The sequence below is a fragment of the Arthrobacter sp. Cza30 genome (assembly GCF_059090765.1).
Window position 1 is genome coordinate 809182 of sequence record NZ_JBNHGA010000001.1, and the last position, 23746, is coordinate 832927.

General features: G+C 70.3%; 24 protein-coding genes and 1 tRNA gene. 13 read left to right on the forward strand and 12 right to left on the reverse strand.

All coding sequences use genetic code 11. The annotated features are described in order from the left end of the window. Positions 1-4: 4 nt before the first annotated feature. The 3 genes from AC5RVZ_RS03625 to AC5RVZ_RS03635 form a co-directional block, all read right to left on the reverse strand. Positions 5-77, reverse strand: a tRNA-Lys gene (locus tag AC5RVZ_RS03625). A gap of 47 nt (positions 78-124) precedes the next feature. Further along, on the reverse strand, positions 125-1837 hold the full coding sequence (locus AC5RVZ_RS03630; protein WP_494064401.1) for a serine/threonine-protein kinase: 1713 nt from the start codon (positions 1835-1837) through the stop codon (positions 125-127). Between the two features lie 189 nt (positions 1838-2026). After that, positions 2027-2692 carry a fasciclin domain-containing protein gene (locus AC5RVZ_RS03635; protein ID WP_494064402.1) on the reverse strand — a complete coding sequence of 222 codons (666 nt, stop codon included), beginning with the start codon at positions 2690-2692 and terminating at the stop codon, positions 2027-2029. A 194-nt stretch (positions 2693-2886) separates the two neighbouring features. Between AC5RVZ_RS03635 and AC5RVZ_RS03640 the strand changes: the two genes are divergently transcribed. The 7 genes from AC5RVZ_RS03640 to AC5RVZ_RS03670 all read left to right on the forward strand — a co-directional run bounded on the left by AC5RVZ_RS03640 (position 2887) and on the right by AC5RVZ_RS03670 (position 8839). After that, complete coding sequence (locus AC5RVZ_RS03640; RefSeq protein ID WP_494064403.1) at positions 2887-4608, forward strand: cytochrome c biogenesis protein DipZ; 1722 nt, start codon at positions 2887-2889, stop codon at positions 4606-4608. 39 nt (positions 4609-4647) lie between these two features. Further along, positions 4648-5250, forward strand: coding sequence for an ECF RNA polymerase sigma factor SigK (gene sigK / locus AC5RVZ_RS03645; RefSeq protein ID WP_494064404.1), 603 nt, complete (start codon positions 4648-4650; stop codon positions 5248-5250). Next, entirely contained in the window at positions 5247-6149 is a 903-nt protein-coding gene (locus tag AC5RVZ_RS03650) for an anti-sigma factor (protein WP_494064405.1), read from the forward strand. Before sigK ends, AC5RVZ_RS03650 begins: the two co-directional genes overlap by 4 nt. Before the next feature lie 78 nt (positions 6150-6227). Continuing rightward, positions 6228-6575, forward strand: a complete 348-nt coding sequence (locus AC5RVZ_RS03655) for a helix-turn-helix transcriptional regulator (protein WP_494064729.1) — start codon at positions 6228-6230, stop codon at positions 6573-6575. Positions 6576-6631: 56 nt separating this feature from the next. Then, positions 6632-7042 (forward strand): VOC family protein, encoded by a 411-nt coding sequence (locus tag AC5RVZ_RS03660; protein WP_494064406.1) that lies wholly within the window; start codon positions 6632-6634, stop codon positions 7040-7042. Between the two features lie 88 nt (positions 7043-7130). Next, positions 7131-7769: a DNA-directed RNA polymerase subunit beta gene (locus AC5RVZ_RS03665; protein ID WP_494064407.1), complete on the forward strand. Its 639-nt coding sequence runs from the start codon at positions 7131-7133 to the stop codon at positions 7767-7769. Positions 7770-7951: 182 nt separating this feature from the next. Beyond that, a complete protein-coding gene (locus tag AC5RVZ_RS03670; protein ID WP_494064408.1) occupies positions 7952-8839 on the forward strand; it encodes an aminodeoxychorismate lyase in 888 nt (295 codons plus the stop codon). A gap of 67 nt (positions 8840-8906) precedes the next feature. On the opposite strand, the gene pstB is transcribed toward AC5RVZ_RS03670, so the two are convergent. From pstB to AC5RVZ_RS03705, 7 genes are all read right to left on the reverse strand, one after another. Continuing rightward, positions 8907-9686, reverse strand: coding sequence for a phosphate ABC transporter ATP-binding protein PstB (gene pstB / locus AC5RVZ_RS03675; protein ID WP_494064409.1), 780 nt, complete (start codon positions 9684-9686; stop codon positions 8907-8909). 37 nt (positions 9687-9723) lie between these two features. Further along, positions 9724-10836, reverse strand: a complete 1113-nt coding sequence (pstA, locus tag AC5RVZ_RS03680; protein ID WP_494064410.1) for a phosphate ABC transporter permease PstA — start codon at positions 10834-10836, stop codon at positions 9724-9726. A gap of 1 nt (position 10837) precedes the next feature. Continuing rightward, on the reverse strand, positions 10838-11782 hold the full coding sequence (pstC, locus tag AC5RVZ_RS03685) for a phosphate ABC transporter permease subunit PstC (protein ID WP_494064411.1): 945 nt from the start codon (positions 11780-11782) through the stop codon (positions 10838-10840). A 76-nt stretch (positions 11783-11858) separates the two neighbouring features. Next, complete coding sequence (gene pstS, locus AC5RVZ_RS03690; protein ID WP_494064412.1) at positions 11859-12974, reverse strand: phosphate ABC transporter substrate-binding protein PstS; 1116 nt, start codon at positions 12972-12974, stop codon at positions 11859-11861. Positions 12975-13132: 158 nt separating this feature from the next. Next, positions 13133-14071, reverse strand: coding sequence for an NUDIX hydrolase (locus AC5RVZ_RS03695; RefSeq protein ID WP_494064413.1), 939 nt, complete (start codon positions 14069-14071; stop codon positions 13133-13135). Next, the gene (locus AC5RVZ_RS03700) at positions 14068-16233 is read right to left on the reverse strand and encodes an RNA degradosome polyphosphate kinase (protein WP_494064414.1); all 2166 of its coding nucleotides are present in this window, start codon (positions 16231-16233) and stop codon (positions 14068-14070) included. The genes AC5RVZ_RS03695 and AC5RVZ_RS03700 overlap by 4 nt, the downstream gene beginning before the upstream one ends. 38 nt (positions 16234-16271) lie before the next feature. Beyond that, positions 16272-16973 carry a winged helix-turn-helix domain-containing protein gene (locus AC5RVZ_RS03705; protein ID WP_494064415.1) on the reverse strand — a complete coding sequence of 234 codons (702 nt, stop codon included), beginning with the start codon at positions 16971-16973 and terminating at the stop codon, positions 16272-16274. A 134-nt stretch (positions 16974-17107) separates the two neighbouring features. Between AC5RVZ_RS03705 and AC5RVZ_RS03710 the strand changes: the two genes are divergently transcribed. The 3 genes from AC5RVZ_RS03710 (at position 17108) to ygfZ (ending at position 19235) form a co-directional block, all read left to right on the forward strand. Further along, positions 17108-17398, forward strand: coding sequence for a hypothetical protein (locus AC5RVZ_RS03710; RefSeq protein ID WP_494064416.1), 291 nt, complete (start codon positions 17108-17110; stop codon positions 17396-17398). 134 nt (positions 17399-17532) lie between these two features. Continuing rightward, positions 17533-18129, forward strand: coding sequence for a nitrobindin family protein (locus tag AC5RVZ_RS03715; RefSeq protein ID WP_494064417.1), 597 nt, complete (start codon positions 17533-17535; stop codon positions 18127-18129). Continuing rightward, the gene (gene ygfZ, locus AC5RVZ_RS03720; protein WP_494064418.1) at positions 18129-19235 is read left to right on the forward strand and encodes a CAF17-like 4Fe-4S cluster assembly/insertion protein YgfZ; all 1107 of its coding nucleotides are present in this window, start codon (positions 18129-18131) and stop codon (positions 19233-19235) included. The genes AC5RVZ_RS03715 and ygfZ overlap by 1 nt, the downstream gene beginning before the upstream one ends. 11 nt (positions 19236-19246) lie before the next feature. Here the strand turns inward: ygfZ and AC5RVZ_RS03725 are convergent, their stop codons facing one another. Then, the gene (locus AC5RVZ_RS03725; protein ID WP_494064419.1) at positions 19247-20083 is read right to left on the reverse strand and encodes a class I SAM-dependent methyltransferase; all 837 of its coding nucleotides are present in this window, start codon (positions 20081-20083) and stop codon (positions 19247-19249) included. 52 nt (positions 20084-20135) lie between these two features. On the opposite strand from AC5RVZ_RS03725, the gene AC5RVZ_RS03730 reads away from it, so the two are divergent. Then, positions 20136-20885 (forward strand): phosphoglyceromutase, encoded by a 750-nt coding sequence (locus AC5RVZ_RS03730; RefSeq protein WP_494064420.1) that lies wholly within the window; start codon positions 20136-20138, stop codon positions 20883-20885. 77 nt (positions 20886-20962) lie between these two features. On the opposite strand, the gene phoU is transcribed toward AC5RVZ_RS03730, so the two are convergent. Next, complete coding sequence (gene phoU / locus AC5RVZ_RS03735; protein ID WP_494064421.1) at positions 20963-21640, reverse strand: phosphate signaling complex protein PhoU; 678 nt, start codon at positions 21638-21640, stop codon at positions 20963-20965. Between the two features lie 166 nt (positions 21641-21806). Here phoU and AC5RVZ_RS03740 point away from each other — a divergent pair, with 166 nt between their 5' ends. Continuing rightward, complete coding sequence (locus AC5RVZ_RS03740) at positions 21807-23027, forward strand: sensor histidine kinase (RefSeq protein WP_494064422.1); 1221 nt, start codon at positions 21807-21809, stop codon at positions 23025-23027. Continuing rightward, positions 23024-23707 (forward strand): response regulator, encoded by a 684-nt coding sequence (locus AC5RVZ_RS03745; RefSeq protein ID WP_494064423.1) that lies wholly within the window; start codon positions 23024-23026, stop codon positions 23705-23707. The genes AC5RVZ_RS03740 and AC5RVZ_RS03745 overlap by 4 nt, the downstream gene beginning before the upstream one ends. Positions 23708-23746 lie beyond the last annotated feature (39 nt).

The following is a 23746-nucleotide window of genomic DNA, read 5'->3' on the forward strand; positions in this document are numbered from 1 at the left end:
CGAGTGGGCCCCGTGGGGCTCGAACCCACGACCCGCGGATTAAAAGTCCGATGCTCTACCGACTGAGCTAGAGGCCCTCGGCATCCAGAGTACCCGGCGCTCACCCCGCGGCGATGCGACGTGGTCAGCCCTTGCCGCGGCCCTGATTCCCGGTGCCCTGGCCGTTGCCGTTTCCGTTGCCCACCACGACGGCCGTGCCGTCGGTCGTACCCGCCTCCGCGGTCGGGGAGGGAGCGGGCGTCTCGGGGGCATCGGTGCCGGTGTCGTCGCCACTGTCCTGCGTGCCCGTGTCGGTCTCGGTGCCCGTCTCGTTGCCGTTCCCGGTTCCCTGGTTCCCCGAGTTGCCGTTGCCCTGGTTGCCCTGGTTGCCCTGGTTGCCCTGGTTGCCCTGGTTGCCGTTGCCCTGGTTGCCCCGGTTGCCCTGGTTGCCCTGGTTGCCCTGGTTGCCCTGGTTGCCCTCTCCCTGGTTCCCGCCCGTGCCGTCGCCGCCGCTGTCGTCCGTGACGACGGGAGGCGCCTGTTGCGTGGGAGCCTGGCTGGGCGCGACGGACTGCTCGACGAGCGGCGCGGTCGGCTCGGGGTCGGGCGTCGCTCCGGCCAGTCCGAGGCCCCAGACCACGGCCGCGAGCGCGATCGCGACGATCGCAGCCGCCGTGGCGAGCGCGACGATGCGTCGACGGCGTCGTGGGGGAGCGTCCGCGGGTTCGCCCTTCACCATCGTGGCGGATGCCGCCGGCGCGGTCGCAGCCGTGGGCTCCGAGGCCACCGCCGTGACGGGTTCCACGGGTGCGGTCGGGCTGACGGCGTCCACGGCGACGGTCTCGGCGTCAGCGGGCGCGGCATCCGCGGCGCTTCCGGCTGCGGCGGAGCTCCGGGCCGCCGCGGCCGCGGCGACCCCGGCCGCGGCAGCCCCCGCGATGGGCAGCGCCACGGTCGGGCCGGTGTCGACCGCGACGGCCTCGGTGGGCTGATCGACGGTGGGGGTGCTCGCCTGCGCGGCGAGGCGGGCGGCGACCGTGGCCACTTCGATGGCGGTGGGCCGGTCCTCCGGCTGGCGTGCCGTCATGCCGCGCAGCAGACCCTGCCACTCGGGACGCAGCGTGTCGGGGATCTCGGGCTGCGAGATCAGGCGGGCCATGACGGCCCCGATGCCCTCGGCGTCGGCGTAGGGACGCCGGCCGGTGAGCGCTTCGATCAGCATCAGGCCGAAGGCGTAGATGTCCGCCGGAGGGGCAGGCGGCTGGCCTTGCGCCTGCTCCGGAGCGATGTAGGCCGCCGTGCCCACGATGAGCCCGGGGTTGGTCACCCGGGTCGTGTCGAGCAGATACGCGATGCCGAAGTCCGCGAGCTTGGCGTGCCAGGTGCGGCCGGGAAGCGGGGAACGGCGCAGCAGCACGTTGGACGGCTTGATGTCCCGATGCACGATTCCGGCGGAGTGCGCCACGTGCAGCGCCTCGGCGACATCCACGGCGATGCCCGCGGCGTCGCGCTCGTCGAGCGGTCCGGAGTGGATCCGGTCCTTGAGTGTGATGCCGTCGACGTACTCCATGACGATGTAGCAGCCGTCGTCTTCGGAGATCCGCGCATCGAACACGGTCACCAGCGAGTGATGACTGAGGGATGCCAGGACCCGGGTCTCGGCCCGTGCCCGCTCGAGCGTGTCCTCACCGTCCACCGGGCCCCGCATGATCTTGACCGCGGTGGTGCGGTTGAGGTGGTTGTCGTGGGCGCGGTACACGCGAGCCATGCCGCCCTCGCCGATCCGCTCCTCTAGGCGATATCGCCCGTTCAGCAGCTCGCCTGTGGAGACGTCGTCTGCCGCGCGCAGGTCAGTCATGTTCCTCCCCGCCGCAGAGCACCACGCATGCGGGTCGGGCACTCTGAGCTGACCTGAACATATGCGCTGGCGGCATCCGGAACATGCCCCTTGACGCGGTGGGCCATCGATGCAATACCGCCGACACGCCGCGACCGCCGGCACGTCGCGGTGCCGGCGGTCGCGGATGCTGCGTCGGAGTCGACGAGGTCACTGTGCGGGAGGCATCAGGACCGTGTCGATCAGGTAGACCACGGCATTCGCCGTCTGCACTCCGCCGCAGATCACCGTGGCGTCGTTGACCATCCAGTCCTCTCCGCTGCCGGTCACCTCCAGGTCCGCCCCCTGCACCGTGGTGTGGGTCCCGGTGATGTCGGCGGGCTCGATCTGACCGGGCACGACGTGGTAGGTCAGGATCGAGCTCAGCGTCTCGGAGTCGGTCTTGAGCCCCTCGATCGTCGCGGCGTCGATCTTGGCGAACGCGTCGTCGACGGGTGCGAAGACGGTGAACTCGTCGCCGTTCAGCGTGTCGACGAGATTCACTTCGGAGTTGAGCTGCCCGCTGACAGCTGACACCAGTGTCGTCAGAAGCGGGTTGTTGGATGCCGCGACCGCCACCGGATCCATCGACATGCCCTCGATCGATCCGGCGCCGTCCGGGACGGCGTCGGCGTAGCCCGCGCAGCCCGGTCCGACGAGATCGCCTGCGGGATCGGCCGTCGTCGTCGGCTCCTGCGACTCCTCCATGGGAGGCGTGGTCGCCTCGCCCGACGGGGCGGCTGCGGAGCCGCCCATCGAACAGGCCGAAAGGCTGAACATGGCGGCTGCCGCGAGTGCGAGACCTGCGGTGAGCCGTCGGTTTGTGATGCGTGACATGGCTTCCTCCTCTGGGCGTCCTTCCGGACGGTGACTGCAGGGCGCGGTGAGGTGCCGGCCCGGCCGGCCGCGAAAGCGGCTGCACGAAGTTGTTCGGAAGCGACGTCCCACCGGATGGGAATCGTCAGCCGCGCCTGGTGAGGGCAATCCGATGCGGTCTCGGACGCGAACAATCCGAGAACGCGGGAGGAAGCATGTCACTCATCATCATCGGGCTGCTCGGAGGGCTCATCACGGGGATCTCGCCGTGCATCCTGCCGGTTCTGCCGGTCATCTTCCTCACCGGCGGCGCGCAGTCCGCGCGCTTCGACGGGGAGGGTCCGGCCTCGGCGGCGCGGTCCCGTCCCTACCTGGTGATCCTCGGTCTGGTCATCAGCTTCACACTCGTCACCCTCCTGGGCACGCTGCTGCTCGGGCTGTTGAACCTGCCGCAGGATGTCATCCGGTGGGTCGGCATCGCGGTGCTCGTGCTGATCGGCCTCGGGCTGATCGTGCCGCGCATCGAAAGACTCCTCGAGCGGCCGTTCCAGCGGCTGGCGTCGCGACGCGAGGTGCGCAACCAGGGCAGCGGGTTCGGTGTGGGCTTGGCGCTGGGGACGGTCTTCGTGCCCTGCGCGGGTCCGGTGCTCGCGGCGATCATCGTCGCCGGTGCCACCGGTCGGATCGGCGCCGACACCGTGCTCCTCACCGTGTCGTTCTCGATCGGCGTCGCGATTCCGCTGCTGTTCTTCGCGCTCGCCGGCCGCGGGCTCGTGCAGCGCATCCGGGCGTTCCGCGCCCGCGAGCGCGGCATCCGCATCGCCGCCGGTGTCGCGATGCTCGCGCTCGCCGTCGGACTGGCCTTCGATGTGCCGCAGCGGCTGCAGCGCCTGATTCCGGACTACACCGCTCAGCTGCAGCGCGATCTGACCGACAATCCCGAAGCACGCGACGCGCTCGACCTCGGCGGGCTGGTGAACGAGGAGAACAAGGATCTGGATCAGTGCTCGAACGGGGCCGCGGCGCTGGAGTCGTGCGGCACAGCGCCGAGCATCAAAGGCATCGAGGCGTGGCTGAACACGCCGAACGGTGCGCCGGTGCGGATCGATACGCTCCGTGGACGCGTCGTGCTCGTGGACTTCTGGGCGTACTCGTGCATCAACTGCCAGCGCAGCATCCCGCACGTGGTGGCGTGGGACGCCGCCTACCGCGATGCGGGTCTGAGCGTCATCGGCGTGCACTCGCCCGAGTATGCGTTCGAGAAGGATGCGGCCAACGTCGCAGCGGGCGCCCGCGATTTCGGCATCACGTACCCTGTGGCGCTGGACAACACGCTGTCGACCTGGACCAATTATCGAAACCGCTACTGGCCGGCCCACTACCTGATCGACGCCGACGGCGTCGTGCGGCATGTCGCGTTCGGCGAGGGGAACTACGCCGCCACGGAGAAGCTCATCCGCGAGCTGCTCCAGGACGCGGACTCTCAGGTCGTCCTGCCGTCCGAGACCGAAGTGGATGACCGGACACCGGAGTCGGACACGCGCACGCGGGAGACCTTCTTGGGCTCGTCGAAGGAGGTCAACTACGCCGGCGACCGCGATTACGCCGCGGGCGAGGCGGACTACGAGTTCCCCTCCACGCAGGCCGCCGACACCTTCTCGCTGGAGCGCCGGTGGAACGTGCAGACCCAGTTCGCGACTCCGGTGACCCCAGACGGAGGAGGCATCCGCCTGTCGTTCCGTGCCGCCGAGGTCCGCATGGTGCTCGGCGGCGAAGGGACGGTCGTGGTGCGGCTCGAAGGCGGGGGAGAGCGGACCGTGCAGGTGTCCGGAACACCGCGGTCGTATGCGGTCTTCGAAGGCGACGGCGTGGTGTCCGGAACGCTCGACGCCGAGGTGTCGGCAGGCGTCCAGGTGTACTCGTTCACCTTCGGGTGAGCGAGCTGGGCGCGCGCGGACAGACCGGAGGCATAGGGCATGCTTATGGACATGGTCATCGACGGCGTCGAGGTGCCTGACGACGGCACGACTCGCATCGACCGTGCCGGCGTCCTGCTGGAGCGCATGGCGAGCGGCGACCAGGCGGCCTTCGGGCGTCTGTACGACATGCTGTCCCCGCGGGTCTTCGGTCTCATCCTCCGCGTCCTCGTCGACCGCGCGCAGAGCGAGGAGGTGCTCCAGGAGGTGTTCCTCGAAGTGTGGCAATCCGCTCCGCGTTTCGCTGCGAAGAAGGGACAGGGCAGAGCGTGGGTGCTCACGATCGCGCACCGTCGGGCGGTGGATCGGGTGCGCTCGTCGCAGGCCAGCAGCGACCGCGACACGCGCGTGGGGCTGCGCGACCTCGATGTCGCCCACGACGGCGTCGCCGAGCAGGTCGAGCTGCGCATCGAGAGCGAACGGGTGGCGGCGGCCCTGGGCACGCTGCCCGAGGTGCAGAAGGAGGCGATCACGCTGGCTTACTACGGTGGCTACAGTCAGAGCGAGATCGCGGCCCTGGTGGGCGCTCCGCTGGGGACGATAAAGACGAGGATGCGGGACGGTCTGTCCCGCCTGAGAGCGGAGATGGGGGTGGCGGTGTGAACGAGCGGGAGTTCGCCGAACTGGCGGCCGGTCATGCGCTGAACGCGCTGTCGCCCGAAGACCGCGCCGCCTTGGAGCAGGCGCGTCTCGCGCACCCCGAATGGGAGCACTGGATCGCTGCGGATGCCGCGACGGCCGCGGGCCTGGCCGAAGCCGTCCCCGATGCGCTGCCGCCGCTGACAGCTCGTTCGAGCCTGCTGACCCGCATCGCGACGATGCCTCAGCTGCCGGCCCTTCACCCCGCCGAGGCAGCCGCAGCTCCGCCCGGAGAGGGCTGGAGCCGCCCACGTGCGCCGGAGGCGGGTGTGGCGGAGCCGTCAGAGGAATCGCCGTCGCCCGAGGAGCCGTCGTCGGCGGAGCAGCGGTCGCCTGAGGCGCCGCGATCGCCCATGGTCGAGCCGGCGCCGACGACGACCATGATCCAGGCCGTGCAGCGCCGGAACTGGACGCGCGGACTGTTCCTCCTCGCAGCGTCGCTCGTCGTCCTCGTGACCCTCGGGTTCGGCGCCGCCACGATCAACGAGTTCGTGAACCGGCCGCCCGAGGTGGTCGCGATGCAGCAGATCGAGAGTGCGCCCGACGCCCTGTCGGCGACGGCGGAGCTGGGCGACGGAGGATCGGCGACGGCGCTGTGGTCGGAGTCCATCGGCAAAGCGGTGCTCATCTCGAACGGTCTGCCGCGCATCGGCGCCGAAGAGACCTTCGAGGTGTGGTTCGTGCGGGACGACGAGCCGGTGTCCGCGGGAGTATTCGACCCCAACGAGAACGGCGGTGCGACGGCGCTGCTGGAGGGCACGGTCCAGTCCGGTGACGTCATCGCGGTGACGGTCGAGCCGGCCGGCGGATCGCCGACGGGGGAGCCGTCCACCGACCCCATCGTGACGATCCCGACGTCCTAGCCTCGCCGGTACCCTGGTGCCGTGGCATCCGTGCAATCGCCGCAGACGCTCGCTCATCTGCGCCGCGCCCGCGACCTGATGGACCGCGAGTACGCGCAACCGCTCGACGTGCCGACGATGGCCGCCAAGGCCCTCATGTCGCCCGCGCACTTCTCCCGCGAGTTCAAGGCCGCCTACGGCGAGACCCCATACGCCTACCTCATGACACGCCGCATCGAACGCGCCATGGCGCTGCTGCGCGCCGGTGCGTCGGTGACGGATGCCTGCACGGCGGTCGGCGCGACCTCGCTCGGTTCGTTCAGCTCCAGCTTCACCGAGATCGTCGGCGAGACGCCCAGCTCCTACCGGTCTCGTCCGCATGATGCGGCCGAGGCCATGCCGCTGTGCGTCGCAAGGATCCTCACGCGTCCCGCCCGCTACGCCTGACCGGTCGAGCAGGATCGAAGAAGCACACGGCGCGCACGCGCCGTAGCGTGACTGTCATGACCACCATCTCGCTCGCCTACTGCCCGATCACCGTCGACGACGTCGAAGCCGCCATCCCGTTCTACCGCGACGGCCTGGGCCTCGAGATCGTCAACGACGTCTCGTACGACGGCCACCGCTGGGTCAGCTTCGGCTTCCCCGGCCAGCCGGGCCTGTCCCTCGTCGTGTCGGACCCGGTCGCCGGGCGCTCACCGGAGGACGGCGACGCCCTGCAGAGGCTCGTCGTCAAGGGCTCCGGACCCGGGCCGTACGTGTTCGCCACGAACGACCTGGACGCCGCGTTCGAGCGCCTCCGCGCGTTCGGGGCCGAGGTGCTGCAGGAGCCGATCGACCAGGGGTGGGGTGCCCGCGACTGTGCCTTCCGCGACCCCTCCGGCAACCACATCCGCATCAACCAGGCGGCCTGAGCCGGACGCGCGCGCGATGTGTCTGCCATGGACGACGGCGATGCGCCAGCCCGCGCGTGCGCTGTCGCCGGCGGGTAGCCTGGACCGGGTGAGCGACGACTCCCGCGAGTTCCACAAGCCCGTGCGGCGACCGGCTGAGCTCTTCGACCGTCTCTACTCCGCCGAGGACCCCGCCGAGGTCTCCCGGGTCGCCCATTCCACCGCGCACGCGCTGCTCTCGCGCGTGCGCTCCGAGCGGGACGAGGCCGTGGTCGACCGTCTGGTGGCGTTCACCGACCAGCACGGCATCGACGACATCGCCGAACTGTGGTCGCGGTCGCCGGCGCGGACGCTGCCCGGGGCACTGTGGCGCCTCTACCTGCTCCAGCTGATGATCCACGACGACCCCCGCACGGCGGCGCTGCTGTACGAGCGCGGCCGCGCCGAGCTGGCCTCGGCGGACGAGGTCATCGCGGGAGCGCCGTCGCCGGCCGGCCCGGAGGAGCTCGTCACGCTCGTGGACACCATCATGCGCGGCGTCTTCGAGGGCGACTTCGCGGTCGCCCTCGACCGGGCGGCGGCGTTCTGCCGTGTTCAGTCGTCCGGTGCCACGCACACAGCCGACGACTACGAGCCGACCGAGCCCGAGCGCGCGTCGACGTTCACCACGCGCGCGCTGCGCCTGGCCGACTACGCCGTCGACCTCACGGTGTGCGCCGGTCTGTGGCGCCGCGACGCCCTCGCGTGAGACGGTCGTGCGGTGCCCGCGTCGAGGAGACATGAGGGTACGGAAGTGCCGGGCCGCAGAACGCCTCTCGGCGCGAGGCCGCTCGCGGCGGCAGAAGTTGGAGCCCGGGGTTACTGCGGCCCGGCTATCACAGTCTAACCGACCACGAGGGCGCGGCATTCCCGACGGCCTAGGCTCGATCCATGACCTGGCGTTTCGCACTCGTGCTCGACCCCGCGGCATCCGACGACTCCCGTGACGACTTCGGCGGCACCTTCCGCGCGATCGACCCCTCGGCTCCGGCGCTCAGCGTCGGTGAGCTGAGCACGCAGCGCGGCGACGGGATCTTCGAGTCGATCGGCGTGGTCGACCGGCACGCGCAGGAAGTGCAGGCACATCTGGATCGCCTGGCGCATTCGGCGCGACTGTGCGACCTGCCCGTCCCGAACGCGCGGCAGTGGGCGCAGGCGGTCGCCGTCGCCGCCGGGCACTGCCCGCCGACCGGTGAGGCTGTCATCAAACTCATCCTCAGCCGCGGGGTGGAGCACGGTCCTGCTCCGACGGCGTGGGTCACCGCGGCCGAGGCGCCGGACAACACCCGGGCCCGCGAGCAGGGGATCCGGGTGGTCACCCTCGACCGCGGCTACGCCATCGATGCCCCCGCGAAGGCGCCGTGGCTCCTCCTCGGAGCGAAGACGCTGTCGTATGCCGTCAACATGGCAGCGCTTCGGGAAGCACGTCGCCGCGGCGCCGACGACGCCATCTTCGTCTCGTCCGACGGCTTCGTGCTGGAGGCGCCGACCGCGTCGCTGATCCTGCGCGTGGCGGACCGGTTCATCACCCCGGCGCCCAACGGGGGCATCCTCCACGGCACGACCCAGCTCAGCCTGTTCGAGGAGCTCGCCGGACGCGGCTTCGACACCGCCTATGAGACCATCCCCGTCGGTGCGCTCACACGAGCGGATGCCGCATGGCTGGTCTCGAGCGTCCGGCTGGCCGCGCCCGTCATCGCGATCGACGGCGCTCCCGTCCCGCACGACGCCGAGCTGACGGCATCCTTCAACCGCTACCTGCTCAGTCCCCGGGACTGACGCGACGCGCGAGGCCGCGAGCACGAAGGCCCCCGCCGGTGGGCGAGGGCCTTCGCGTCATGGTGACTCACCCGAAGCGGCCCGAGACGTAGTCCTCGGTGGCCTGCACGGACGGGGTGGTGAAGATCGTCTTCGTCTCGTCGTACTCGATGAGCTTGCCGGGCTTGCCGGTCCCGGCGATGTTGAAGAACGCGGTCTTGTCGCTCACCCGCGAGGCCTGCTGCATGTTGTGGGTGACGATGACGACGGTGTAGTCGTTCTTCAGCTCGCCGATCAGCTCCTCGATGGCGTAGGTCGAGATGGGGTCGAGGGCCGAGCACGGCTCGTCCATGAGGATGACCTCGGGCGAGACCGCGATGGCGCGGGCGATGCACAGACGCTGCTGCTGGCCGCCGGACAGGCCGGAGCCGGGCCGGTCCAGGCGGTCCTTGACCTCGTTCCACAGGTTCGCCCCGCGCAGCGACTTCTCCACCAGCGCGTCCGCGTCGGACTTCGACATGCGCTTGTTGTTCAGCCGCACGCCCGCCAGCACGTTCTCCTTGATGGACATCGTGGGGAAGGGGTTCGGGCGCTGGAAGACCATGCCCACCTGGCGGCGCACCAGCACCGGGTCGACGTTCGGCCCGTACAGGTTGTCTCCGTCCAGCAGCACCTCACCCTCGACGCGGGCGCCGGGGATGACCTCGTGCATGCGGTTGAGGGTGCGCAGGAAGGTCGACTTGCCGCAGCCGGACGGGCCGATGAAGGCGGTCACGCTGCGCGGTTCGATGTCGAGCGAGACGCCTTCGACGGCCAGGAAGTCGCCGTAGTAGACGTTCAGGTCGTTGACTTCGATGCTCTTGGACACGGTTCCTCTTGGTTCTTTTCGGGTTCGAGGGGATGCCTCAGCGGCCCAGCTTGGGCGAGAACACCTTGGCGACCACACGCGCCACGAGGTTCAGAAGCATCACGATGACGATGAGGACGAGGGCGGCCGACCAGGCGCGGTCGATGTAGGCGGTGGCCGGGATGCCCTGGTTCATGTACTGCGAGTACGCGAAGACGGGAAGCGTCATCATGCGCCCGCTGAACAGGTCGTAGTTCATGGATGTCGCCACGCCCGCCGTCAGCAGCAGGGGGGCGGTCTCGCCGATCACGCGCGAGATGGACAGCATGATGCCGGTCGTGATGCCCGCGACCGAGGTCGGCAGCACCACCTTCGCGATGGTGCGCCATTTCGGCACGCCCAGCGCGTACGACGCCTCGCGCAGCTCGTTGGGGACCAGGCGCAGCATCTCCTCGGTCGAGCGCACCACCACCGGCGTCATGAGCACCGCGAGCGCGACGGAGCCCATGATGCCCATGCGGATGCCCGGGCCGAAGAAGATCGCGAACAGTGCGTACGCGAACAGCCCCGCGACGATCGACGGGATGCCGGTCATGACGTCCACGAGGAACGTGATGCCGCGCGCGAGACGCCTGCCGTCGCCGTATTCGACGAGGTAGATCGCGGTGAAGATGCCGATGGGGATCGAGATGACCGCCGCGGCGAGGGTGATCAGCAGCGTGCCGACGATCGCGTGCAGCGCGCCGCCGCCTTCTCCGACGACGTTGCGCATCGACATGGAGAAGAAGTCGGCGCTCAGTCCCGCGACGCCGTTGGCGATGACGGTCCATGCGACCGAGACCAAGGGCACCATCGCGATGGCGAACGCGACGACGACGACACCGGTCACGAGGCGGTCGACGCCCTTGCGGGGCCCCTCGACGAGGCTCGAGATGACGGTGATGAGGACGAGGTAGACCAGGGCGGTGACGACCGCCCAGCCGGCGAAGTTGAACCCATCGCCGGCGGCGATCGAGAGGATGCCGAACAGCAGACCGCTGACGACGGCGCTCGTGACCAGGAGTGCCCACGGCGCCCAGCGGGGGAGGCGCCCGCTGGTTAGGCGCGGCGTCTCGCGAACGGTCGGCGCGGACGGAGGCGTCTGGACAGGAGCGGCGGTCGTCACGGTCATGTCAGTTCGCTCCCGAGAATTCCTTGCGCCGGCTGACGATCCAGCGAGCCACTGCGTTGACGGCGAAGGTGACGATGAAGAGGATGAGGCCCGTCGCGATGAGCACGTTGATGTTCGTGCCGTACGACTCCGGGAAGGTCAGCGCGATGTTGGCCGGGATCGTGCCGGGGTTCTCCGAGGTGAACAGCTGGAAGGTCAGGCTGCCGGCGGAGATCGAGAGGACCATGGCGACGGCCATGGTCTCTCCGAGGGCACGGCCCAGCCCGAGCATCGAGGCCGAGATGATGCCGCTGCGGCCGAACGGGAAGACCGCCATTCGGATCATCTCCCACCGCGTCGCTCCGAGGGCGAGGGCCGCCTCCTCATGGAGGACCGGCGTCTGCAGGAAGATCTCACGGCAGATCGCGGTGATGATCGGCACGACCATGACGGCCAGGACGATGGCGGCGGTGAAGATGGTTCGGCCGGTGCTGGAGACCGTGCCGCCGAAGAGAGGGATCCAGCCCGCGTGGGCGTTCAGCCACGTGTAGACCGGCTGCACGGCGGGGGCGAGGACCAGGATGCCCCACAGGCCGAATACGACCGACGGCACTGCCGCGAGCAGGTCGACGATGTAGCCGAGGCCCTGCGCGAGGCGGCGGGGTGCGTAGTGCGAGATGAAGAGCGCGACCGACACGGCGAGCGGTACGGCCATGAGCAGGGCGAGGAACGATGCCCAGACGGTGCCGAAGACCAGCGGGCCGACGTACTGCCAGAAGTTGCCCGGGAGGATGCTGGCGTCCTCGCGAGTGGCCGTCAGACCCGGGATCGACTGGATGATGAGGAAGATCGCGACGGCGGCGAGGGTGACGAGGATCATCACGCCCGCGCCGAGCGCGGCGCCCGAGAACAGGCGGTCGCCTGGCCGCTGCTTGACTTTGCCCGCCGGGGCGGTCGTCGTCGTCATGATGTCCTTCTCGTTGCGTTTCGTTCAGACCGATACCCGGCCCGGTCGGGGATGACCGGGCCGGGTATCGAACGTGTTACTCCGTGACGATCGACTCGATCGCGGCGGTGACCTGCTCGCGCAGCGTCTCCGAGATCGGCGCGCTGCCGGCAGCCTCGGCCGCGGCGTCCTGGCCGTCGGCGCTCGCAATGTACTCCAGGAAGCCCTTGACGATCGGGGCGACCGATGCGTCGGCGTACTCCTGGCAGGCGATCATGTAGCTGATCAGGACGATCGGGTAGACCCCGGCCTCCTGCGAGGTGCGGTCCAGCGCGATCGCGAGGTCGCCCTCACCGCGGCCCTCCTCCATCGCGGAGGCGTCGACGATCGCCGCGGCGGCCTCCGGCGAGTACTCGACGAACTCCTCGCCGACCTTGACGGCGGCGGTCGACAGGCCCTCTTCGGCGGCGCGGGACGCGTCGGCGTAGCCGATGGTGCCGTTGCCGCCGGCGACGGCGGAGACGACGCCCGAGGTGCCCTGCGCGGCCTCGCCGCCGACCTTCGTGGCCGGCCACACGCCGTCGGGCTCGTAGGTCCACGCCTCGGGAGCGGCCTGGAACAGGTAGTCGGTGAAGTTCTCGGTCGTGCCCGAGTCGTCAGCGCGGTGCACCGGCGTGACGGCGAGGTCGGGCAGCTCCACGCCCTCGTTGAGGGCGGCGATCGCCGGGTCGTTCCAGTTCGTGATCGTGCCGTCGAACAGGCCCGCGATCGTCGCCGCGTCGAGGTTGAGCGAGTCGACGCCCTCGAGGTTGAAGATGACGGCGATCGGCGAGATGTAGGTGGGCAGCTCGATGATGCCCGAGCCCTCGACGCACGCGTCGAACGGGCCGGCCTCGATCTCCTCGATCGTGAAGGCGCGGTCCGAGCCGGCGAACGGGAAGGCGCCGGCCTGGAACGACTCGCGGCCCGCGCCGGAGCCGGCGGGGTCGTACGTGATCGTGACGTCGGGGTTGGCCGTCTGGAAACCGGCGGTCCAGGCCTGGACGGCGACTTCCTGCGACGAGGCGCCGCCGCCGGCGATCTCGCCGGAGAGGTTCGAGGTGGTGGGCTCCTCGTTGCCGGCTGCAGGCGTCTCGTTGGAGGCGCAACCGGCGAGGGTGAGGGCCGCGACTGCGGCGACAGCGCCCACCTGGGCGATGCGGGAGATCTTCACTGTGTGAATCCTTCACGTGTCAGGGAAACAGCCCGAGTAGGGCTTCGGGTTCGAGCCCGGTGCGGGGCTCGCACTGAAGGTAAGCGCGGACTCTTAAGAGAATGAGCTCCGTCGGTGAACGGGAGGTGAACGGGATGCCGACATCCGGCACCCCGGGATCACACCGTCGGTTCGTGGGTTTCGATCGCGACGATGCCGGAGCCGGGGTTGTCGCTCGACAGGTGCACGACCGAGAAGGCGCCGGGCTCGAGCGAGGACGCGCTGCCCAGATACGAGCCGCGCAGGGTTCCCGTCGCGAGCGCCATCTCTCTCAGGATGTCCGGCAGCAGGGGACCGTGGCTGCACAGCACCGCCGGCTTGCGCGAGCGCACGCGCTGACCGATCACGGTGCGGGGGTCGGACGCTCCCTCCTCCCAGGCGTCCTGGCTGATGAGCTCCGAGATCTCGATCGGCCGTCCCACCGCCTTGGACAGCGGCGTCACGGTCTTCACGCACCGCGTCGCCGGGCTCGAGACGATCCTGCGCACGCCGAACGCCCGCAGCGGCCCGACGATGGCGGCCGCCTGCTTCTTGCCGCGGGAGGACAGCGGCCGCTCGGCATCCTTCCCCTTCCACTCGCTGCGGGGCACCGCCTTGGCATGGCGCAGCGCGATCACGGGGAACGTGCGCAGCACCCCTTCGTCGACCAGGCGCAGGAAGTTCTCCACGATCTCGGCGTCGACGGGATAGCTCAGACGCTTGAGCGCCTTCTTCGGCGTCAGCCACTCCAGCGCCGCGATCTCCTTGTTGGGAACGAACGAGGAGGCCCGCACCGCCGCTTCGGTCGCCTCGGCCGCCCAGTAGTGCACGATCTTCGTGCGCCTGCTCGGCAGGTGGTAGCGCGAGACCCCGACGGGAACGCCGAGCGCGACCGAGATCCCGGTCTCCTCCCGGATCTCGCGCACCGCCGTCTCGGCGAGCATCTCCCCGGGGTCGACCTTGCCCTTGGGCAGCGTCACGTCGCGGTACCGCGTGCGGTGGATGACCAGGATCCGCAGCTTGTCGTCGACGATGCGCCAGACCACGCCACCAGCCGCATAGATCGCGGTCTCGGTCATCGCACCGCCCTGGCGCGCCGGCGCCGCTGGACGTTCGCCATGGTGCGGTCCTGCAGGTCGGTCAGCGGCTTGCCGTCCTCGTCGACGTTGCGCCGCTCCCACTCGCCGTCCGGTCCGAGGTGCCAGGAGCTGGTGGTGTCGCTCATGGCAAGGGTGAACAGGTCGTCGAGCTCCTTGATATGCGCGGGCGAGACCACGCGCACGAGCGCCTCGACGCGTCGATCCAGGTTGCGGTGCATCATGTCGGCGCTGCCGATGTAGACCAGCGGGTCGCCGTCGCTGTGGAACATGAAGATGCGCGAGTGCTCGAGGTAGCGCCCCAGGATGCTGCGGACGGTGATGTTCTCGCTCATGCCGGGCACCCCCGGCTTGAGGGAGCAGATGCCCCGCACCCACACCTCGATCTTGACGCCTGCCTGGCTGGCGCGGTACAGCGCGTCGATGATCTGCTCGTCGACCATCGAGTTGACCTTGATGCGGATGCTCGCGGGCCGTCCGGCGGCGGCGTGGCGCCGCTCCTTGTCGATGAGCCGCAGCAGGCCCTTGCGCAGGTGCAGCGGCGCGACCAGGAGCCGCTTGAACTTCTTCTCGATCGCGTAGCCGCTCAGCTCGTTGAACAGTCGCGTCAGGTCGCGGCCGACCTGGTCGTCGACGGTGAACAGGCCGAAGTCCTCGTAGATACGGCTTGTCTTGGGGTTGTAGTTGCCCGTGCCGACATGGCTGTAGCTGCGCAGCACGCCGTTCTCCTCGCGGATCACGAGGGCGAGCTTGCAGTGCGTCTTCAGCCCGACGAGGCCGTAGACGACGTGGACGCCCGCCTTCTCGAGCTTGCGGGCCCAGACGATGTTGTTGGCCTCGTCGAAGCGGGCCTTGATCTCGACCAGCGCGAGGACCTGCTTGCCGGCCTCGGCGGCGTCGATGAGCGCCTCCACGATCGGGCTGTCTCCGGAGGTGCGGTACAGCGTCTGCTTGATCGCGAGCACGTGCGGGTCCTTGGCGGCCTGCTCGAGGAAGGCCTGCACGCTCGTCGCGAACGACTCGTACGGGTGGTGGACCAGGACGTCGCCCTTGCGGATCGAGGCGAAGATGTCGGGCCGCTCGTTGTTGTCCCCCGGCTGGAACGCCGTGGCGGTGGTGGGGACGTGCGGCTTGTAGTGCAGGTCCGGGCGGTTGATCCGCGACAGGTCGAACAGCCCGCGCAGGTCCAGCGGCCCGGGGAGGCGGTAGACCTCCTGCTCGGTGATGTCGAGCTCCTTGATGAGGAGGTCGAGGGTCACCTCGTCCATGTCGTCGGTGATCTCGAGCCGGATGGGCGGGCCGAAGCGGCGGCGCAGCAGCTCGGCCTCGAGTGCCTGGATCAGGCTCTCGGTCTCGTCCTCCTCGATGACCACGTCCTCGTTGCGGGTCAGCCGGAACTCGTGGTGGTCCAGGATCTCCATGCCGGGGAAGAGGTCGTCGAGGTGGTTCGAGATGAGCTCCTCGAGCGGCAGGTAGCGCACCGTCGTGCCCTGCGCGGGAAGCTCCACGAAGCGCGGCAGCATCGGCGGCACCTTCAGGCGCGCGAACTCCTGGCGTCCGGTGCGGGCGTTGCGGATGCGGATGGCGAGGTTGAGCGAGAGGCCGGAGATGTACGGGAACGGGTGGGCCGGGTCCACCGCGAGCGGCATCAGAACGGGGAACACCTGAGATTGGAAGTAGTCGTACAGCTGCTCGCGCTCGTCGTCGCCGAGGGCGCTGTAGGAGACCACCTCGATGCCCGCCTCGGCCATCGCCGGCTTGACCAGCTGGGTCCACGCGGCGGCATGTCGAAGCTGCAGGCGGTGCGCCTCCGCCGAGATGTCGGCCAGCACGTCCGCCGGGGATCGGCCGACGTTGGTCGGGACGGCCAGGCCCGTGACGATGCGCCGCTTGAGGCCGGCGACGCGCACCATGAAGAACTCGTCCAGGTTGCTGGCGAAGATCCCGAGGAAGTTCGCCCGCTCGAGGACCGGCAGATTCGGGTCCTCGGCCAGCTCCAGGACACGCTGGTTGAACGCGAGCCAGCTCACCTCGCGGTCCAGGTACCGCTGGTCGGGGAGGAGGGCGTCGGACGCTTCCGACAGGTCGAAATCGTCGTCGTCGGCGTCGCCCAGTCCCGCGTCGAGCACCTCTGGTTCGATCATCCCCTCATCATGACAGGCGGATGTGACCAGGGGGTGAACTACTGGGCCTCCGTGCGCTCCCGCGGCGCCGGCAGCTGGTCCTCCTCGTAGACGTTGAACCGGTAGCCGACGTTGCGCACCGTGCCGATGAGCTGCTCGAGGTCGCCGAGCTTGGCCCGCAGGCGCCGCACGTGGACATCGACGGTTCTGGTGCCGCCGAAGTAGTCGTAGCCCCACACCTCGCTCAGCAGCTGTTCGCGCGTGAACACCCGCGACGGGTGCGTGGCGAAGAAATGCAGGAGCTGGAACTCCTTGTACGTCAGGTCCAGCGGCTTGCCATGCACCTTCGCGGAGTACGACGACTCGTCGATGGTGATGCCGGAGGTCTGGATGCGGGTGGAGACCTGCTCCTTGCTCATCCGGCCGACGGCGAGGCGGATCCGCGCGTCGACTTCGGCCGGTCCCGCCGTGACGAGGATCACGTCGTCCACGCCCCAGTCGGTCGAGACCGCCGCGAGGCCTCCCTCGGTCACCACCAGCACCAGCGGCGCGTCCAGCCCCGTGGTGTTGAGGATCTTGCACAGCGACTTCGCGCCCACCAGATCCACACGCGCGTCGACGAAGATGACGTCGGCGCTCGGCGCGTTCACCAGCTGCGCGGGCTCGGCGGGGATCTGCCGCACCCGATGGCTCAGCAATTCGAGCGAGGGCAGGACGGGACCGCCTCCGTGCGTGGAGCTCAGAACCAGGAGCTGTGCCATGCATCGCCTTCCCGGCGCCCGCATATGCGCCGTGACCACTCAGTTTAGGGCGTGGTTCGTGATGCCCTGTGCCGCCGGGAGCCGCTCCCGTGCGCCGCTGTGCGATCGAGGGCGTCGTGCGGGAAGATGAGAGCGTGGCTGTGCCGGAACTCGCTCCTCGCAGAACGGTCGGCGGCGTCATCGCCGTCTGGGTCCTCGCCGCGCTCATCGGCATCGCCGTCGGCGCCTTCGCGACACCGGACTGGCGTGCCGCGTGGCTCGGCGTCGGCCTCGGCGGATGCCTCATCGCGGCGTTCGCCATCCAGCTGTGGTCCGGCAGGTCGCAGGGCTTCACCGAACGCGTCGCGGCCAGCATGCTCGGCGCGGCCGTGGTGCTCGGGCTGATCAGTCTGGGATTCGGGCTGGCCGCCATCGTTCCCGGTTAGACTGCCGGTATGGATCTCGTCGCGCTCGAACTGTTCTACGTGGGCCTGCTGGGCCTGGCGTCGCTCGCGATCGTCTTCGTCTCCGCGGTCGTCCTGAAGAACCTGTACCGCGGCCAGCGCTGACAGGTCGCACCGTGATCGAGCTGCCGACCGACCTTCCCGCCGACCTCGTGCCGCTGTCCTGGCTCGTCGGCGTCTGGGAGGGCACCGGGGTCATCGACTACGGTGACCACGAGTTCACGGGGGAGTTCACGCACCGCGTGAGCTTCAGCCACGACGGCGGGGACTTCCTGAACTACTCCGCCGAGGCCTGGCTGCACCACGACGACGGCCCGCGGACGCGGCTGGTCGCCGAGATGGGCTACTGGCGGCTCACCCGCAACGCCACCGAGGCCGATCCCGGACCGGGTCTGCTCCCCGCGCGCGCGAGCGCCCCCGACCGCACGGTCGACGATGTGGAGGCGCTGCGCAACGCCGAGGGCGGCTTCGACATCGAGGCCGTGCTGGTCCACTCGGACGGCATCAGCGAGCTGTACCTCGGGCAGATCCGCGGTCCCCGCATCGACATCTCGACCGACGCCGTCGTACGTCCCGCGGGTGCGAAGTCGTATGCCGCCGCCACGCGCATGTACGGCCTGGTCGACGGGCACCTGCTGTGGGCGTGGGACGTCGCAGCACTGGGCTTCGAGCTGGGGGCCCACGCGTCGGCGCGGCTCGCCCGGGTCGACTGATGGACACGCCGTTCGCTGTCATCGACGGCGCGGTCGTCGACGAGACGGGCCTGCGTCATCTCGGCAACCCCCTCAGCGAGCAGCGCCGCCTCGCGACCGGCGCCGCGGTTGCGCCGCTGGGCGACCGCGCGGTGCTGGCGGTGCCGGGAGAGGATCGCCTGTCGTGGCTGGACTCGCTGTCGTCGCAGGCGCTGGCGCGGCTTGCGCCGGGGGAGAGCACCGAGCTGCTCGTCCTCGATCCGCAGGGCCACGTCGAGCACCAGGCATCCGTCATCGACGACGGTGACACCGCCTGGCTCATCGCCGACCGCGCCGACGCGGCGGGGCTCCTGGACTGGCTGCGGAAGATGCGGTTCCGGCTGCGCGTGGATCCACGGTCAGCAGACGACGAGTTCGCCGTGGTCGGCGGCACGCCGGCAGCGCTCGAGGCGCTCGCGGTGGCCGCGCCCGCCGGTTCCCCGCTCATCTGGATCGATCCGTGGCCGCACGTCTCCCCGGGAGGTCACGCCTATGCCGGCGCGGATCCCCACCCGGGCATCGAGAGGCGCTGGGCCGAGGCGATCGTCACGCGCGAGGCGGAGCGCGACATCGCTCACGCGGCAGCCGAGGGCCGTCTGCGGCTTGCCGGCCTGGACGCCGCCGAAGCGCTGCGCATCGCGGCGTGGCGCCCGCGTCGAGGCGCCGACGTCGACGAGCGCGCGCTCCCGCACGAGCTGGACTGGCTCCGCACCGCCGTGCACCTCGACAAGGGGTGCTACCGCGGGCAGGAGACCGTCGCGAAGGTCCACAACCTCGGTCACCCGCCGCGCCGCCTCGTCGCGCTGCAGCTGGACGGAAGCGGCAGCGTGCTGCCGGCACGCGGCGCGGCCGTGCGCAGCGGCGAGGACGCGGTCGGCACGGTGACCTCGGCGGCCCTGCACTACGAGGAGGGGCCCATCGCCCTGGCGCTGCTGCGCCGCACCGTGCCGGTGGACGCCGCGTTGACGGTCGACACCGAGGACGGCCCCGTCGCCGCGGCGCAGGAGGTCATCGTCCCGCCCGACGCGGGCGCCACCGCCGATGTGCCGCGTCTGACGCGGCTCTCGCGGCGCCCCGCCGCCACCTGATACGACCGCGTTCACGCCGGCGCGACGGCGTCCCACGGCACGGTGATCTCGCCCAGGCGCCACCGCGCGCGTTCGAGGACGGGCCAGCCGGTGCCGCTCATCGCCTCGAGAGTCGTGCGCCACCGGTGCACCGCGCCGAACGGCGCCACGGCCGCCGCGCGCTCCCACTCGGTGCCGAGTGCGACGAGGAAGGCGTGCACGCGCTCGCCGTGGACGTTGCGGTGGATCAGCGCCTTCGGCAGCCGCTCGGCGGCGATCGACGGATGCTCCAGCCGGTCCAGCCGCAGCGAGATCGTGAGGGTCCGCGGCAGCGCGTCGTCGCCGACGGCCGCCCAGGTGGCGATGCGGCCCAGCTCGTCGCACGTGCCCTCGACGAGAACGCCTCCGGGCGCGAGCCGCCCCGCCATCGCGCGCCACGCGCCCGTGACGTCCGCCTCGTCGTACTGCCGCAGCACGTTCATCGCCCGGATGACGGCCGGACGGCGCCCGTCCGGCACCGGGACCTCGAAGCCTCCCCGGGCGAAGGAGACGCGCGTGTCGCGGGGGTACGAGCTCTCCCCGGCGCGGACGGCCGCAAGCTGATCGCGCGCACGCGCGACCCGCTCCGGGTCGATCTCGAGTCCCACCACCTCGACGTCCGGGCGCGATCGGGACAGTCGCGTGAAGAGCTCGAACGCGGTCACGCCGCTCGCCCCGTATCCGAGGTCGACCACGAGCGGATCCGCCGCGCGTCGCAGCGCCGGATGCCGCGCGATCCAACGATCCACGCGTCGGAGGCGGTTGGTGCCGGTGGTCCCTCGGGTGACCTGCCCGATCACCCGCGCAGAGGAGGAGCGCGCGGAACCCATGGAGCCATCGTCCCATCCGGGCCGCTCGCCGCGCGCCGATAACATGGAGCCCATGACCGCGCCCTACACGTTGATCCTCCTCCGCCACGGCCAGAGCGAGTGGAACAAGACGAACCAGTTCACCGGATGGGTCGACGTCCGCCTCACCGAGCAGGGCAAGGCCGAGGCCGCGCGCGGCGGCGAGCTGCTGGCCGAGTCGGGGATCCTCCCGGATGTGCTGCACACCTCCGTGCTCAGCCGTGCCATCCAGACCGCGAACATCGCCCTGGACGCCGCCGACCGCCTGTGGATCCCGGTCAAGCGCTCGTGGCGCCTCAACGAGCGTCACTACGGGGCGCTGCAGGGCAAGGACAAGGCGCAGACGCTCGAGCAGTTCGGCCAGGAGCAGTTCATGCTGTGGCGTCGCTCGTTCGACGTGCCGCCGCCGCCGCTTCCCGCCGACGACGAGTACAGCCAGGCCGGCGACCCGCGCTACGTGGGCATCGACGGCGAGGTGCCCGGCACCGAGTCGCTCAAGATCGTCATCGACCGCATGCTCCCGTACTGGTACAGCGACATCGTGCCGGACCTGCAGGCCGGCAAGACCGTGCTGGTCACCGCCCACGGCAACTCCCTGCGCGGACTGGTCAAGCATCTCGACGGCATCAGCGACGCCGACATCGCCGAGCTGAACATCCCGACCGGCATCCCGCTGGTGTACCGCCTCGGTGAGGACCTGCTGCCGGTCGCGCCGGGGGAGTACCTCGATCCCGAGGCCGCCGCCGCCGGCGCCGCGGCCGTCGCGAACCAGGGCAAGGCCTGACCCTCAGCGCGACGCGCACACGCAAGAGCGGATGCCTCGGGGAGGCATCCGCTCTTGTCGTGTGACGGCCCTGGTCCCTACTGCGGGGCGATGACGTCGATCGTGTGCGTGCTGGCGGTCCACTCGCCGGTGGACAGGTACGCGACCTTCTTGGCCACCGAGACGGCGTGGTCGGCGAAGCGCTCGTGGTAGCGGCTGGCGAGCGTGGCGTCGACGGTGGCCGCCGCCTCTCCGTGCCAGCTGTCGCTGAGCACCTTCTCGAAGACCGACACATGCAGGTCGTCGAGCTTGTCGTCGGCGTTGCGGATCTGCTCGACGAGGCCCGGGTCCTCGGTCCGCAGGAGCTCGGTGAGCTGCCGCGAGACCTCGACGTCCAGTTCGCCCATCCTCAGGAAGGTCGACTTCAGCCCCTTCGGGATGGCGCGCTCGGGGAAGCGCATGCGCGTCAGCTGCGCGATGTGCTCGGCGATGTCGCCCATGCGCTCGAGGGACGCGCTCATGCGGAGGGCTCCGACGACGATGCGCAGGTCGCGCGCCACCGGCTGCTGTCGGGCCAGGATCTCGATCGCCAGCTCGTCCAGCGCGATGGCCTTCTCGTCGATGACGGCGTCGGCTTCGATGACCTCTTCGGCGAGGGCGACATCGCTCGTGCCGAACGCCCGCGTCGCCTTGTCGATGGCCACCGTGACCAGCTCCGCGATCTCGACCAGACGTCCCTGGACGTCCTCGAGTGACTGGTGGAACACTTCGCGCATCCGACGCACCTTTCCTGTTTCCGGGCAGGCAACCGCCCCGCGCCCCGGCGATTGTCGCCAGCGAAGGTTAACGATCGGTGCCTCCGCGGTGAATAGTAGCCGCCGCGCCCGGGCCGGGCTCCGTCGGCGTCCATTCCGGGCACGGGGGTGCCCGTACGCTGGAGTCATGGACACGACGCAGCTCGCGCTGCTCGCCCTCCTCGCCGGAGTCGTCATCGGCGGCTCGATCTCGGCGGTCGTCGTGGCATCGTTGCGCGCTCGCGACCGTGCCCGCGCCGAGACGTCGCTCCAGGTTCCCGATGGAGTGCGCGAGGTGCTGCACGGCATGGACGACGCCGCCGTGGTCGTCGACGCCTCCGCGACGGTGCTCGCCGCGTCCGCGGCGGCGGCGCCCTTCGACCTGGTGGAAGGGCGCACCCTGCCCACGGACGACCTGCGGGCGGTGTCGCGCAAGGTCCGCACATCCGAGACGGCCGTCACCGAGACGATGCGGCTGCGCCGGGGCGCCCCGCCGGCGGAGCCGCGCCTGGTGACCGTCCGCGCATCGCGCATCTCGCCCCGGTTGTCGCTGCTGGTCCTGCGGGACATCACCGAGCGGGAGCGCGTGGAGGAGATGCGCCGCGACTTCGTCGCGAACACCAGTCACGAGCTGAAGACGCCCGTGGGCGCCGTCAGCCTGCTGGCGGAGGCGATCGAATCCGCGGCCGACGACCCGCCTCAGGTGCGCATCTTCGCCGCCAGGCTGACGGCAGAGGCGACCCGGCTCGCGCTGCTGACCCAGCGGATCATGAACCTGTCGCGGCTGCAGGCATCCGATGAGATGACCCAGCACGACGTCTCGATCGACGAAGTGCTCGCCTCGGCGCTGGATGCCCACGTCATCCAGGCCGACTCCGCCGGCGTCGAGGTGGTCCGCGGCGGAACGCGCGGCCTGTATGTGCGCGGCGACGCGCAGGTGCTGATCGACGCCGTCGGCAACCTCATCGCCAACGCCATCGCCTACTCTCCTCGCGGCTCCACCGTGGGCGTCGGAGTCAAAGCCACGGACGGCGTCGTGGAGATCGCCGTCACCGACCGTGGCATCGGCATCCCCGAGGGCGAGCAGGACCGCGTCTTCGAGCGCTTCTACCGCGCCGACCCCGCCCGCGCCCGGCGCACCGGCGGCAGCGGCCTGGGACTGTCGATCGTGAAGCACGCCGTGCAGCGTCACGGCGGCGAGGTCAAGCTGTGGTCGCGGCCCGGCCGCGGATCGACCTTCACCATCCGCCTGCCGCAGAGCACGGCCCCGACCGTCGAACAACCCGCGCCGCCACGGCGCGGCCGCAGGAGGAAGCGCGCCGCCGCCGCGGTGGCAGGACCCCATCCCACGAACGGAGACACCGAATGACCCGCGTCCTGATCGTCGAGGACGAGCCCGATCTCGCCGACCCGCTGGCCTACCTGCTGCGCCGCGAAGGGTACGAGGTCGAGATCGCCGAGGAGGGCCCGACCGCGCTCGCGGCCTTCCGGGAGCGCGGCGCCGACATCGTGCTGCTGGACCTCATGCTGCCCGGGATGCCGGGCACCGAGGTCTGCCGCCAGATCCGGGCCACCTCGAGCGTCCCGATCATCATGCTGACCGCGAAGGACTCCGAGGTCGACATCGTCGTCGGGCTCGAGCTGGGCGCCGACGACTACGTCACCAAGCCGTACTCGGCCCGCGAGCTCCTGGCGCGGATGCGCGCCGTGCTGCGCCGCTTCTCGCAGGTCGACGCCGACCTCGAGGACCGGGTCCTCGAGGGCGGGCGGGTCGTGCTCGACATCGACCGGCACACCGTCGCGGTGGACGGCAGCGAGATCAACATGCCGCTGAAGGAATTCGAGCTGCTCGAGGTGCTCATGCGCAACGCCGGTCGCGTGCTCACCCGCGGCCAGCTCATCGACCGGGTGTGGGGGAGCGACTACTTCGGCGACACCAAGACGCTCGACGTGCACATCAAGCGGATCCGCTCGCGCATCGAGCAGAACCCGAGTACACCGGAGATGCTCGTGACCGTGCGCGGGCTGGGTTACCGCTTCGAGGGATGACCGGCAGCGCGCCGCTCTCGGGAGCGGCGCGCGCCTGAC